The 13,612-nt window shown below is 59.9% G+C and carries 13 protein-coding genes and 1 pseudogene; 7 read left to right on the top strand and 7 right to left on the bottom strand.

The window, feature by feature from the left end:
• Positions 1-26: 26 nt before the first annotated feature.
• The 5 genes and pseudogenes from QBK88_RS21085 (at position 27) to fabI (ending at position 6,131) form a co-directional block, all read left to right on the top strand.
• The gene (locus QBK88_RS21085) at positions 27-1,580 is read left to right on the top strand and encodes an altronate dehydratase family protein (protein ID WP_277963581.1); all 1,554 of its coding nucleotides are present in this window, start codon (positions 27-29) and stop codon (positions 1,578-1,580) included.
• A gap of 33 nt (positions 1,581-1,613) precedes the next feature.
• Positions 1,614-3,194 (top strand): aldehyde dehydrogenase (NADP(+)), encoded by a 1,581-nt coding sequence (locus tag QBK88_RS21080; protein WP_445764974.1) that lies wholly within the window; start codon positions 1,614-1,616, stop codon positions 3,192-3,194.
• A pseudogene (locus tag QBK88_RS21075) lies at positions 3,195-4,005 on the top strand (transposase); the annotation flags it as partial.
• Between the two features lie 304 nt (positions 4,006-4,309).
• The gene (locus QBK88_RS21070) at positions 4,310-5,047 is read left to right on the top strand and encodes an NUDIX domain-containing protein (protein WP_277963580.1); all 738 of its coding nucleotides are present in this window, start codon (positions 4,310-4,312) and stop codon (positions 5,045-5,047) included.
• A gap of 289 nt (positions 5,048-5,336) precedes the next feature.
• A complete protein-coding gene (gene fabI / locus QBK88_RS21065) occupies positions 5,337-6,131 on the top strand; it encodes an enoyl-ACP reductase FabI (RefSeq protein ID WP_277963579.1) in 795 nt (264 codons plus the stop codon).
• A gap of 77 nt (positions 6,132-6,208) precedes the next feature.
• Here the strand turns inward: fabI and QBK88_RS21060 are convergent, their stop codons facing one another.
• Positions 6,209-6,676, bottom strand: a complete 468-nt coding sequence (locus QBK88_RS21060; protein WP_277963578.1) for a DUF1203 domain-containing protein — start codon at positions 6,674-6,676, stop codon at positions 6,209-6,211.
• Between the two features lie 260 nt (positions 6,677-6,936).
• Between QBK88_RS21060 and QBK88_RS21055 the strand changes: the two genes are divergently transcribed.
• Positions 6,937-7,359, top strand: a complete 423-nt coding sequence (locus tag QBK88_RS21055; protein WP_268151116.1) for a hypothetical protein — start codon at positions 6,937-6,939, stop codon at positions 7,357-7,359.
• 14 nt (positions 7,360-7,373) lie between these two features.
• Here QBK88_RS21055 and QBK88_RS21050 read toward each other — a convergent pair whose 3' ends face one another.
• From QBK88_RS21050 to QBK88_RS21035, 4 genes are all read right to left on the bottom strand, one after another.
• The gene (locus QBK88_RS21050; RefSeq protein WP_277963577.1) at positions 7,374-7,676 is read right to left on the bottom strand and encodes a hypothetical protein; all 303 of its coding nucleotides are present in this window, start codon (positions 7,674-7,676) and stop codon (positions 7,374-7,376) included.
• 328 nt (positions 7,677-8,004) lie between these two features.
• Complete coding sequence (locus QBK88_RS21045) at positions 8,005-9,033, bottom strand: methionine synthase (protein ID WP_277963576.1); 1,029 nt, start codon at positions 9,031-9,033, stop codon at positions 8,005-8,007.
• The gene (locus tag QBK88_RS21040) at positions 9,030-10,028 is read right to left on the bottom strand and encodes a DUF1852 domain-containing protein (RefSeq protein ID WP_277963575.1); all 999 of its coding nucleotides are present in this window, start codon (positions 10,026-10,028) and stop codon (positions 9,030-9,032) included. The genes QBK88_RS21045 and QBK88_RS21040 overlap by 4 nt, the downstream gene beginning before the upstream one ends.
• A 245-nt stretch (positions 10,029-10,273) precedes the next feature.
• Positions 10,274-10,894: a transglycosylase SLT domain-containing protein gene (locus tag QBK88_RS21035; RefSeq protein WP_277963574.1), complete on the bottom strand. Its 621-nt coding sequence runs from the start codon at positions 10,892-10,894 to the stop codon at positions 10,274-10,276.
• A gap of 272 nt (positions 10,895-11,166) precedes the next feature.
• Here QBK88_RS21035 and QBK88_RS21030 point away from each other — a divergent pair, with 272 nt between their 5' ends.
• A complete protein-coding gene (locus tag QBK88_RS21030; protein ID WP_277963573.1) occupies positions 11,167-11,502 on the top strand; it encodes a hypothetical protein in 336 nt (111 codons plus the stop codon).
• Between the two features lie 90 nt (positions 11,503-11,592).
• Here the strand turns inward: QBK88_RS21030 and QBK88_RS21025 are convergent, their stop codons facing one another.
• Together QBK88_RS21025 and QBK88_RS21020 are read right to left on the bottom strand one after the other, a co-directional pair.
• Positions 11,593-12,366: a carboxymuconolactone decarboxylase family protein gene (locus QBK88_RS21025; RefSeq protein WP_277963572.1), complete on the bottom strand. Its 774-nt coding sequence runs from the start codon at positions 12,364-12,366 to the stop codon at positions 11,593-11,595.
• A gap of 197 nt (positions 12,367-12,563) precedes the next feature.
• The gene (locus QBK88_RS21020) at positions 12,564-13,547 is read right to left on the bottom strand and encodes an aldo/keto reductase (RefSeq protein ID WP_277963571.1); all 984 of its coding nucleotides are present in this window, start codon (positions 13,545-13,547) and stop codon (positions 12,564-12,566) included.
• Between the last annotated feature and the right edge of the window lie 65 nt (positions 13,548-13,612).

Below are 13,612 nucleotides of genomic sequence, written 5' to 3'. Positions count from 1 at the left end.
GCCGTAAATTGAGAAGGGTTAACTCCATGGAACTCATAACAAAAACAGGCAACAGCGTTGCCAATGCCGTGATTCGCCTGAACCCGCTGGACGATGTACTGATTGCCCGCCAGCCGCTGCCCCTGGGCCTTGAGCTGGCCGTGGAAGGCCTGGTGGTGAAGGAACCGATCCCGTCCGGGCACAAGATTGCCGCTCGCGACATCGAGGCCGGCCAGCCACTGCGGCGCTACGGCCAGATCATCGGCTTCGCCAGCCAGCCGATCGCCGCCGGCCAGCACGTGCACGTGCACAACCTGGCCATGGGTGACTTTTCCCGCGACTACGCCTTCGGTGTCGATGCCTTGGGCGTCTGCGAACGCCGCGAAGACACGTTCATGGGCATCGTGCGCGAAGACGGCCGCGTGGCCACGCGCAATTACATTGGCATCCTCACCTCGGTGAACTGCTCGGCCACCGTCGCCAAGGCGATCGCCGACCATTTCCGTCGCGACATTCACCCCGAGGCGCTGGCTGCCTACCCGAACGTCGACGGCGTGGTGGCGTTGACCCACAGCTTCGGCTGTGCCGTGGACCCGGGCGGCGAGGCGCTGGCCATGCTGCGCCGCACGCTGGGCGGCTATGCCATCCACCCCAACTTCGCCGCCGTGCTGATGATTGGCCTGGGCTGCGAGACCAACCAGATCCCCGACCTGCTGGCGGCCCAGGGCCTGGAGCGCAACAACACCCTGCGCACCTTCACCATCCAGGGCACCGGGGGCACCTCGAAGACCATTGCCAGCGGGATCGAGCAGGTCAAGTCGCTGCTAGCCGAGGCCAACCGCGTCGAGCGTGAGCCGGTCAGCACCAAGCACCTGATCATCGGCCTGCAGTGCGGCGGCTCCGATGGCTATTCGGGCATCACTGCCAACCCGGCGCTGGGCAACGCGGTGGACCGCCTGGTGGCCGCCGGCGGTACCGCGATCCTGTCGGAGACCCCGGAGGTGTACGGCGCCGAGCACCTGCTGACCCGTCGCGCCGTGAGCCGCGCGGTGGGCGAAAAGCTCATCGAGCGCATTCACTGGTGGGAAGCCTACTGCGAACGCATGAACGCGCAGTTGAACAACAACCCCTCGGCCGGCAACAAGGCTGGTGGCCTGACCACCATCCTGGAGAAATCCCTGGGCGCGGTGGCCAAGGCCGGCTCCTCGGACCTGGTGGATGTATACGAGTACGCGCAAACCGTCACTGCCCATGGCCTGGTGTTCATGGACACTCCCGGCTACGACCCCATCTCGGCTACCGGCCAGGTGGCGGGTGGCGCCAATTTGATTGCCTTTACCACTGGCCGCGGCTCGGCCTATGGCTGCGCGCCGTCGCCGTCGATCAAGCTGGCCACAAACACGCGGCTGTGGGAAAACCAGGAAGAGGACATGGACGTCAATTGCGGCGGCATTGCCGACGGCAGCATGACCATCGAGGAGCGCGGCGAACATATCTACCGGCTCATGCTGCGCATCGCGTCGGGCGAGCGCAGCAAGAGCGAGCAGCACGGCTATGGCCAGAACGAATTCGTGCCGTGGCAGATCGGCGCCATCACCTGAACCCGCTGCCAGCTTTTTCAAGGAATCCGCACCATGACCCAGATGACCGGCCACAGCTTTATCGGCGGCCAGCGCAGCCAGCAGGGCAATACGCTGCTGCAGAGCCTGGACGCCCACACCGGCGAGCCGTTGCCTTACCGTTTTTTCCAGAGCACCGAAGCCGAGGTGGACGCCGCCGCGCAAGCCGCTGCGATCGCCTTCACACCTTACCGACAGTTGCCAGCCGAGCGCCGCGCGCAGTTCCTCGACGCCATCGCCAGCGAACTGGATGCCCTGGGCGAGGACTTCATTGCCTTGGTGGGCCGCGAGACCGCACTGCCGGCCGCGCGCATCCAGGGCGAACGCGCACGCACCAGCGGCCAGTTGCGGCTGTTCGCCAGTGTGCTGCGGCGCGGCGACTTTTATGGCGCGCGCATCGACCACGCGATGCCGGAGCGCCAGCCGTTGCCGCGCGTGGACCTGCGCCAGTGCCGCCTGGGCGTGGGCCCGGTGGCGGTGTTCGGAGCCAGTAACTTCCCCTTGGCGTTCTCCACCGCAGGCGGCGACACCGCGGCGGCGCTGGCCGCTGGCTGCCCGGTGGTGTTCAAGGCCCACGGCGGGCACATGGCGACCGCCGATTGCGTGGCGCTGGCCATTATTCGCGCCGCTGAACGCACCGCCATGCCGGCGGGGGTGTTCAACATGATCCATGGCGCCGGCGTGGGCGCCGCGCTGGTCAAGCACCCAGCCATTCAGGCGGTCGGTTTCACCGGATCGCTGGCCGGCGGCCGCGCCTTGTGCGACATGGCGGCGGCGCGCCCGCAACCGATTCCGGTGTTCGCCGAGATGTCGAGCATCAACCCGGTGGTGGTGCTGCCCCAGGCCCTGGCAGCGCGGGGCGCAAGCATCGCCCGAGAACTGGGCGCCTCGGTGATGCTGGGCGCAGGGCAGTTCTGCACCAGCCCCGGTTTGGTGGTAGGTATCCGCTCCCCGGCGTTTAGCGCTTTCACCGCGGCGCTGGTGCAGTTCTTCTGCGAACAAGCGCCGCAGACGCTGCTCAACGCCGGCGGTCTGGACAGCTACCGCCACGGCATCGAGCGCCTCGCAGGCACACCCGGCGTGACCCTGCTGGCAGGCGAGCCGCAGGCCGGACGCCAGGCGGGGCCGCGGCTGTTCAAGGCTGACGTGGAGCTGTTGCTGAACCAGGATCCGGTGCTGCAGGAAGAGGTGTTCGGGCCGGCCACGGTGGTGCTGGAAGTGGCCGACGAGGCGCAACTGGCCCTGGCGCTCAACCACTTGCAGGGGCAGCTCACGGCCACGCTTATTGCCGAGCCGGCAGACCTTGAGCGGTTCGCAGCCCTGGTGCCGGTGCTGGAGCAGAAGGCCGGGCGGCTGCTGATCAACGGCTACCCCACGGGCGTCGAGGTGTGTGATGCCATGGTACATGGCGGGCCGTATCCGGCCACCTCGGATGCGCGCGGCACCTCTGTGGGCACGGCAGCGATCGATCGCTTCCTGCGGCCTGTGTGCTACCAGAACTACCCGGACCATCTGCTGCCCGATGCGTTGAAGGACGCCAATCCCTTGCAAATCTATCGGTTAGTCAATGGGCTGCCCAGTCGAGCAGCCGTGTAGAAGGAGGCTCTGGCCGAAACGCTACCGAAGCGTCTATCGCTGACTGATCCTCAAGCCCGCTGGACCGCAGCTCCAGGTGGCCCAGCGTTCTACGCTTCCTCCACGAATTATCTGATCGATACTGAGCACGGTGTCATCGTGGATGTGGAACCTACACCGGCTCATCGCACGGCTGAGGTCGAGAGCACCTAGATCATGATTGACCGGGTCGAGGCGCAGTTCGACATCAAGCCGGAACGCCTTATTGGTGACACCGCTTACGGAACCGCGCCGATGTTGGCCTGGATGGTAGAGGAAAAGGACATCGAGCCGCATGTGCCGGTGTGGGACAAAACCGAGCGCAAGAACGATAGTTTTTCGAGCAACAATTTCCACTGGAATGAAGAGGCTGAGGAATACCTCTGTCCGGCCGGCAATGCATTACGTAGTGAATGGCGAGCCTTCAAGAACGAGCGTTCGCACGTCACCAAAGACAACACCATTATCTTACGATCCCGGCAGACCCACTGCGTTGCCTGTCCGATGAAAGCCAAGTGCTGCCCGAATACTGCGATCCGCAAGATCGCTCGCAGCGTCTATGAGGCCGCGCGCGATGTGGCTCGGCGAATCGCTGCGACACCTGCGTACGTGCGCTCCCGCCACGAACGTAAAGGTCGAAATGTTGTTTGCCCACCTCAAACGCATCCTGAAATTGGATCGCCTGAGATTACGTGGCATGAGTGGCGCGACTGATGAGTTCACGCTGGCCGCTGTGGTGCATAACCTACGACGGCTGGCCAACTTTACATCTCAAGGGCCTGCCACGGGATAGGTGCGCCTGCACGAAGCAAAAAACCTCAAATCAACCCAATAACAGCGCAGCAAAGGTCAACGAAGAGCTGAGAATCCACTTAATGTGGTGAGTAGGTTCTCCAATAGTGGTCGTGCTTGAGTTCAGGCCAGCTGAAAATCCGACTTTTTCAACAGAATCAGTCGATACCAGCCGGCCGAAAACGGTTTTGATCGTTTCATATAGCCCCTTCGGAGCGAGGCATTCCATGGAACGAATCCATCATTCGTAAACCAGCTCCCGGCTCATTACAATCTCTCCAAATCGACCAACCCAAAGGTGCAACGTGGACTTCGAACGAGACAGATTCAACGGCATCATCGTCGACGCTGCTTCGCTCCCGGACGACCCGCAAACCTTGTGGGATGCGGTCGAGGAGTTGGTTGCCGTAATCGAGCACGAGGGCCTGGCCCTGGCCTGGATCACACTGCCGATCAGCAAGGCCCAAGCCATTCCGGCCTTTACCGCCGTCGGGTTCTCCTTCCATAGCTGCCTGGCCGATCAGTTGACCCTGGTGCGCCGACACGTTAATCAAGCATTCGTGCCCTTTATACCCACGCATACCGTAGGCGCCGGGGCCATCGTCATCAACAATGCCGGGGAGCTACTGGTCATAAGGGAACGAGGTACTACCGGGTTCAAGCTACCGGGGGGCCATGTAGACGATGCCGAGCGAATTCAGGACTCGATCGTGCGTGAAGTGCTGGAGGAGACGGGAATTGAAACGAAGTTCGACTCCATCGTGGCCTTTACCACCAAACACCCCTATCAATTTGGCAAATCGAACATTCACTTTATTTGTCGCATGACACCTTTGACGCAGCGTATCGACATCCAGGACACCGACGAGATCGAAGAAGCGAAATGGGTAGCGCTGCCAGCTTACCTTGAAGATTTTGGCAACAGCCTGTCCAACCGGCAGCTGGTCAGCGACGTGGCGTTCAGCCAAGGGCTAGTCTGCACCGAGTATTCTTCAAACACTGGGATGCACAAAAAACAAGAAATCTTCACGGCGGCGGGCTGAGCGATCCCAAAAGCCCCTTTTAGACTTGCGCCCAAACACTACTTACTGTGTGATCGCATGAGCGCCGTCTATGCGTGAGCATCAGACCGAACTCACCTGCTCGGCAGCGACGAGGTGCAAAGGTTGACCGACCGTAATCGGCCAACGGCCATCGCTCCCCCAGATACCCCTGCCAGCAAAATGTAACCCGACATCCATTTGCTTCGTCGGATAGCCAAATGCGCCCTGTTCATCCCCTACGGGAACGCAGCGGGGCGGTAAAGGACTGTCGTAAATCAAGGAGCAACAAATGGGTTTTCTTACAGGCAAGCGCGTTCTGATCGTTGGCGTGGCCAGCAAGTTGTCCATCGCCTCGGGTATCGCAGCTGCGATGCATCGTGAAGGGGCCGAACTGGCTTTCACTTACCAGAATGAAAAGCTCAAGGCGCGCGTGGAAGAGTTTGCCAGCGAATGGGGCTCCGACGCCTCGCTGTGTTTCCCCTGCGACGTGGCCAGTGATGCGGATATCGCGGACGTATTCAACAAGCTCGGGCAGCAGTGGAACGGTCTGGACTGCATCGTGCACTCCGTGGGCTTCGCGCCCGGCGACCAACTGGAAGGCGACTTCACCCAAGCCACTACCCGCGACGGATTCCGCATCGCCCACGACATTAGCGCCTACAGTTTCATCGCCCTGGCCAAGGCCGGACGCGCCATGATGGAAGGCCGCAACGGCAGCTTGCTGACCCTGTCCTACCTGGGCGCAGAGCGCACCATGCCCAACTACAACGTCATGGGCATGGCAAAGGCCAGCCTGGAGGCCGGTGTCCGCTACCTGGCCGCCAGCCTTGGCCCGCAGGGCACCCGTGTGAACGCTGTATCGGCCGGCCCGATACGCACCCTCGCCGCCTCCGGCATCAAGAACTTCCGCAAAATGCTGGCCGCTAACGAAGCCCAGACACCACTGCGTCGTAACGTGACCATCGAGGAAGTGGGTAACGCCGGCGCATTCCTGTGCTCGGACCTGGCGTCGGGTATCAGTGGCGAGATTCTGTATGTGGACGGTGGCTTCAATACCACGGCCATGGGTGATCTAGGCGAGTGACGGCTTGGCCGAGTGCTCAATGTGCAGGTAAGGATGCCCTCGGTCGAGCCCCCGCGCGGCGCAAAACCTGATCGGAGTCAAGCACGATCTATCCGTGCGCAATAGCACCCTTGTCTGGCATGGTGAACGTGGATGTAGCTGACCTGCGAGTCGGCAAACATCCGCGCAATGATCGTCTCAATCGCTGTGCCGGCGACTACTTCAGCGTCAATCATCATGCCGCTCTGCGCATAAGCTCGCAGCGACAACATTCGAATCCGCATCGACTCAGGGACTTGGTCAACCGCGTCGTAAGCCCGCATTGCGCCTTCCCGGACGAAGATCGCGTGTGAAGCTCGGTAAGGCGTATTGGCCGGCTGGCAAACATGGTTGAGCAACAGCACGGTCTCGCCTATCTCGGCGTCTTTCAATTCGATACGGTCCGGGAAACCGGGGTAGCTGTCGACTTGGTAGCGTATGACGCCCAGCGCGGCCAAGTCGCGCTCCGGAAGGTAGAACATTGCCTGAAAGGGTTTGGGGGAAAGGCCTATTATACGGTAGGTCATGCGCTTCTCCAGTCGGTTGCAACCGCATGGAAACGCACTACCTGCGGATCGCACTATCCGTTTCTTGCTCAATTAGCTGCCGGCTGGGGCTCAGGTGGTGCTCGGGGATTGTTACAGTGTGGCGGGACGCTCACAAGCGATATCCCACCAGGTCATTACAGTGTGATTTCTGATGATCCAGGAACGTTGAAAAAAAAGGGGTCGTAGCGATCACAAATGCAGGCCTCAACCTTGGCAAATGATCAGTAAGGAAAGTAGCCATGAGAGACCGTCTAAAGATTACTTGCTCACTTCTCGTGCTGCTTATGAGCAATGCGGATGCTTCGCAAGCCGGTAACGACTACAGATGCACGATTGAGCGTTTCTCTCAGGCCCAAGGAGATAGCGGGCCAACTTACAAAATCCTCAGCGAGAATTTCGTGGGGAAACAATTCACGGTAGATCGAATGTCAGGGATCACCGTTGGTGTGCTGAAAAATTCGGCTAACGCTCAGCCAACCGTAATTGATCGAGGTAACCGTGAAAATTCCTTCAAGGTCGTGTCGATGCTTAGCGCTGACCAAGGAATGCCTGGAACAACAATCACAGCTTTGAATGTGATGGAGTTCGTTGAGGGCAACAGCAAGCCATTCAACTTTATGATCGATGACGGCGTGTTCTTCGGGACATGTGAGTCGTTTTAGGAAAAATCGTTGCATCACTTGCCGGCCCAGTCGCGGTTTTTGGCAAGCGCTTTGCGAAGGTGTAGCTTGAGAAATACGGCGATGCAGAGCAGTAGAATCATACCAAGAGCTGATGCGTTTAGAGCTATCATGCGCTCAATGGTCATTGGTCTGGTAATTCTCGCCATGGTGTAAAGATTCTGGGCATAGCCATACATCATTATTGCTACGCCCATCCAGATCAGACGAACCTTAAGATCTTGAAGGCGTTTTCCTTCGATCGCGAAGTACATCAGTACAAGTCCCGCAACACTGATGGCAAGTTCTACTTTTTCCATGAAGTACCTCCGTTTACCTGTGGTAGATTCATCTCGATGCCAATTGGCAGATGGAGCGTAGACACTTTTTCAGTATATGCCAGCTTAGAGCTGCGAAGAACTAGTTTGTCTGCGACATGCTTTGCGGATACTGCTACCAGTATAGAATGCAGTCAATGACCCAGCTGCGCTCCATGAAGCCCACATCCAGACGCGGGTTACCGAGGCTTTCTGACGGTGCCAAGTACCGAAGAAATCATGGGGCCTATGGTTGACTGGTTGAAACAAAACGGCCGGATCGTGGGCCGCTTTGCTCGAAAAGGTACTCGGCCCCCTGGCTTGTCGCCGCTTACCCCTGAAGCTCCCTGCGCACAATCTCCGCACCAGCACTCAACGCATTCAACTTGCCCCTTGCCACCCGCCGAGGCAACGGGGCCATGCCACAGTTTGTGCACGGGTAGAGCTTGTCGGCGTCCACAAACTGAAGCGCCTTTCGCAGGGTGTTGGCGACTTCCTCAGGTGTTTCGATAGTGTGGGTTGCCACGTCAATGGCCCCTACCATCACTTTCTTGCCACGAATGAGTTCAATCAGGTCCATTGGCACCCGCGAGTTGTGACACTCCAGCGAGACGATATCGATGCTGGATTTCTGCAGCCTGGGGAACGCCTCTTCATACTGGCGCCACTCGGCCCCCAGCGTCTTTTTCCAGTCGGTATTGGCCTTGATGCCGTAGCCATAGCAGATATGTACCGCCGTTTCGCATTTGAGGCCTTCGATTGCCCGCTCCAGGGTGGCCACGCCCCAATCATTCACCTCGTCGAAGAAGACGTTGAAGGCGGGCTCGTCAAACTGGATGATATCAACGCCCGCAGCTTCCAGTTCCCTGGCTTCCTCATTGAGAATCCTGGCGAATTCCCATGCCAGTTTTTCGCGGCTTTTATAGTGGTTGTCATGAAGCGTATCAATCATCGTCATGGGACCCGGCAGTGCCCATTTGATGGGTTGCCGGGTTTGCTGGCGCAGAAACGTGGCGTCTTCAACGAACACGGGTTTCTGGCGAGCCACCGCGCCCACGACGGTGGGCACGCTGGCATCGTAGCGATCACGGATCCTGACGGTCTCACGCTTCTCGAAATCGACGCCGCTCAGGTGTTCGATAAACGTGGTGACAAAGTGTTGGCGTGTTTGCTCACCGTCGCTGACGATATCGATACCTGCCTGCTGTTGCTCTTGCAGCGACAGCCGCAATGCATCGTGTTTTCCCTCGACCCATTCATCGCCCTGCAGTTTCCAGGGCGACCAGAGTGTCTCTGGCTGTGCCAGCCAGGCGGGTTTGGGGAGGCTGCCGGCCGTTGAAGTGGGTAGCAGTTTTTTCATGATGCATGGCCTTGTGTATGCAGTTGACCAAAAAGCGCCATCAGGCGCGCCTGGTATGGCTTGATGAAGTGTTTCTCGGCGAACGCCCCTTGCTCCATGGCCAGGCGGCTGCGCTCTTCTCGGTCATAGACAATTCGGGTCAGTGAATAATCCTGATGCTTCAAGCTTGGCTGGTAGGATTTTCCTGCTGCGGAATTCGCGTTGTAGATCTCGGGGCGGTAAATTTTCTGGAACGTATCCATCGTGCTGATGGTGCTGATGAGTTCAAGGTTGGTGTAGTCGCCGAGCAAGTCACCGGTAAAATAAAAAGCCAGGGGCGCAGCACTATTCGCAGGCATGAAATAGCGAACCTTCAAGCCCATTTTCCTGAAGTATTCATCCGTCAGCGAGTATTCACCCTGCTGGTATTCGACACCCAGTACAGGGTGCTGGTTTTCAGTCCGATGGTAGACCTTGCTGCTGGAAACACTCAGGCAGATAACGGGCGGTTTTTTGAAGTGATCTCTGTAGGCGCTCGAGGCTACGAAGCACTGGAACAGCTTGCCATGAAGGTCGCCGAAATCGTCCGGGGTACTGAAGGCGGACCGGCCCTGGTTGTGGCCTGGCAAGAGCACGCTGAAGTCGTAGTCCCGAACGTAAGAGGAAAAATTGTTTCCGACAATACCGTCAATGCGTTCGCTGGTTTTTCGGTCAATGACCGTTGTTTTCAATATCTCGATCAGCGGGAGGGCATTGGCGCTGCTGTCGAAGTCGATATTCATCTCGACGGAGATGATGTCAAGCTCGACCGTGTAACGATCGCCGGCGGGGTTGTCCCACTGCGCCAGGGCATTGAAGCGATTGTTGATCATTTCCAGGGTGTTGCGTAAATTCTCCTGGCGCCTGCTTCCTCTCGCCAAGTTGGCAAAGTTGGTCGTGATTCGGGTATTGTCCGATGGCGTGTAATGTTCGTCGAAACGAATACGCCTGATGGTGAAGGCGAAGTCATTGCTCATGGTGGTCGGGTGCTCTAATCGATTCTGTTTGTCAGTGCGCTCTGTTTTCCCTTTTGCCGGTTTTGGTCAATGAGTATCTGCACTGTTATTGAGCAGCATCATATGGGGGGCTATCGAACAAGCGCTAGTGAATTGATTTCACAGAACCTTTAGTCATCTTCATGCGGGCGTCACGGCGTGACTCAAGTTGGATATCGCGCAGTCAGGCCATGATCGCCAGGAGAGAAAGGTGTATTAGCCAGTCATCACAACCAGTGCCACAACCGACTCCAGAACCCACGCTCCAGATCATTCCTGCACCCCGCGTATTGCTGCGCATACATCTGCGACCGGGCCTGCACCTTGCCCGCCACGTGCGGCAACCACGCCTTGCTGGCATAGGTTCGCTGCCGATATCCACCCCAGCCCTCGTGGTAGTTCAGGTACTGGTCATACGCATCGTATTTCGACACGCCGTTGATGGTGTAGGTCTTGTCCATGTACCAGCCGACAAAGTCGATGGCGTCGTCGAAGTCCTGACGGCTGGCGCCGCTGCGGCCAGTACTTTTGCGGTAATCGTTCCAGCCTTCATCCTTGGCCTGCGCGTACCCTGCGGCCGTGGTGACGCGCCCCCATGGGATGATCCACAACAGGTATTTGCGCGGCGCCTTGGCGTCCTGGTGGAAGCCTGACTCCTGATACATGATCGCGAACGGCACCTGGATCGGCACGCCCCAGCGCTGTTGGGTGACTTTGGCGGCGTCGTACCAATCATCCTTCTCCCGAAAGATGCCGCAGATGTCATCGGGCGTGCGCGGTGGTGACGTGCTGCATGCGGCCAGCAAGGCGGTGAGTAACAAAAGTCCTGCGGTTCTGCCTGCGCTCAATGGGCACCTGTCCGATACGCGAAAAAGCCGACATTTTACGCACTCGGGGGGACTGATGCCGATATGTCATCACGCGATTGCTTCAACGCCCAGGCCGCAACGCCCCGCAAACAGGCAACTTATTGAAAATAATGAATAATTTTTCATTGTCCGTAGAACTTTTCTGCCGGTCGTGGTCTACCTGATGAGATTTTTGTCGAAACTGACACAGTTGGCGCCGCAGCCGCGAGGCCGATTCGGATTCAACGGCTTATCAGAGACCTACCTGACTTATGAAATTCTACAGCCCCTCCATCGTGCTCGCAGCGGTGCTTTCGTTGGCGGCAGCAGGGACTGCCTGCGCCTCGCCAATGCAGGCGCCGCTGGCCCCGTCGCTCTTTCAAGGCCCTGCGGGGAAGACTCCGGGCGCGGCCAACCCATGGCCAGGTTTGCTGAGCCTGGGCAGCCAGCAGTCAACCGAGTTGGCCTATGACGACCACTACCGGCGCGACGGCCACTGGCAGTCCCGTCAGGAGCAGATTCGCCGGGAGCGCTGGCGGCGGGAGCAGGCACGCCGGGAGGCGGAGCGTCGTCATGAGTGGGAACGCCGCCATCATCATCGGCGCTAAGCCAACACATGTACTCGCGCGTTGCCAGGCACACCGCATGAAGGCCGACGCGGCCTCACGGCTGCTACCGGTCTCGCACCCGCTGAAGCGTCAGGCCCGCCCCGCAAACACTTCCTTGAGCACCGGCACCGCCGACATCGCTTTCGGCCACCCCACGTAAAACGCCAGGTGCGTCACCACCTCAGCCGCCTGTTCCCGGGTGAGCCCGTTGTCCATGGCGCGGTTGAGGTGGAAGGGCAGTTGCGCTGCCTGGCCTTGGGCGACAAGCGCCGCCACGGTCACCAGGCTGCGGTCTCGGGGTGTCAGGCTGCTGTCACGCCACACCTGCCCGAACAGTATTTCGTTGGTGTAACGGGCCAGTTCAGGGGCCACGTCACCGACACCGGCCTGGACGGCGGCGCGGCGTTTGCTTTCGCTCTCCGGGTCCAGGGTGAGCGGCGCGCCGGGCGCCGGCGTTACCTGCTCGGCACCCAGGTGTCGCTCCGTGAATACCTGCTTGGCCACGCCCACCGCAGACATCGCGTTAGGCCAGCCGGAATAGAACGCCAGGTGGGTGATCAGCGCGGTGATCTCGCCGGGCGTGAGGCCATTGTCCAGGCCTAGCCGGATGTGCCCCTGCAGTTGTGGGAACTGGCCGCTGGCGACCAGCGCGGCCACGGTCACCAGGCTGCGGTCGCGAGGGGACAGTGCCTCGCGTTTCCACACTTCGCCGAACAGCAGCTCAGTGGTGTAGCGGTACAGTTGCGGGGTTATTTCCAGCACGTCGGACGAAGGCTTGGGATCGGGCCGTGCCTGTGCCTGGTCGGCGCCCACGGCGGCGGAGCAGAGCAGGGTGGCGAAGGTGGTCGCGGTCAGCAGTTTCATGGTGCACTCCCAGCAGAAAATTGGACGGCCCCGGGCGCAAGGTCGGCCCCTGCGTGCGCTGACGTGAATGCCGATCAGGCTTCTTCAGGCGCGGGCACCGGCCCATGGTAGGCAACGCGGGCCGGTAGATTAATAGCCGCAAACAGCATGTAGTGATGAGTGTTGCTCATCAACGTGGTGACACGGCAGGGGCGAACTCAGCGGTTCACGTTCTTCTGCAGGTGGGCCGGGTAGCGATCCCCCACGACCTGGATCTGTGCCAGGGCCGTGGCGATGGCGGCCAGGTCGTCGCTGCTCAGGTCGAGGCTGGCGGCCCCGTTGTTTTCAGCCAGGCGGTGCGGTTTGGTCGTGCCCGGAATAGGCACGATCCAGGGCTTTTGGGCCAACAGCCACGCCAGGGCGACCTGGGCTCGGGTCGCGCCCTTGCCATCGGCGATCGCGCCGAGTACCTCGACCAGCCGGGCATTGGCTGTGCGGTTTTCTTCGCTGAAGCGGGGCACCACGTTGCGGAAATCATCGGCGGCGAACTGGGTGTGCGCATCAATGGCCCCGGTCAGGAAGCCTTTGCCCAAGGGGCTGAAGGGAACGAAACCGATCCCGAGTTCTTCCAGCACGGGCAGGATCTGTTCTTCGGGCTCACGCCACCACAGCGAATATTCACTCTGCAGAGCCGCGACCGGCAGCACCGCGTGGGCACGACGTATGGCATCGGCGCCGGCTTCGGACATGCCGAAATGCAGCACCTTGCCTTCCTGAACCAGTTGCTTGACCGCCCCCGCCACTTCTTCAACCGGCACCTGAGGGTCGACGCGGTGCTGGTACAGCAGCTCGATACGGTCAGTCCCAAGCCGTTTCAGCGAAGCCTCGACCACGGCCCTGATGGTGTCGGGGTGGCTGTCCAGCCCTTGCGCGGGCATACCGTTCCTGAAGCCGAACTTGGTGGCGATCACCACCTGGTCACGCACCGGTGCCAAGGCTTCGCCCAACAGGGTTTCATTGCTGTAGGGGCCATAGGCTTCGGCGGTGTCGAAGAAATTCACCCCCTGGTCAAAGGCCGCGCGAAGCAGCTTGACGGCGGCGTTGTGTTCAAGGGCGGGGCCGTAGGCGAAACTCAGGCCCATGCAACCCAGCCCCAGGGCCGAGACCTGCAAACCACTTTTACCGAGCTGACGCTGTTGCATGCTTCGTCTCCTTCGCAAGAATGTAGATGGCAGGTACACTTTAGATTCCTGTGCCAATCTCAACA

The sequence above is a fragment of the Pseudomonas sp. RIT-To-2 genome, assembly GCF_029623465.1.
GTDB lineage: Bacteria > Pseudomonadota > Gammaproteobacteria > Pseudomonadales > Pseudomonadaceae > Aquipseudomonas > Aquipseudomonas silvicola.
Note: the sequence above shows the minus strand (reverse complement) of the source record. Positions and strands in the feature narration are given on the sequence as shown.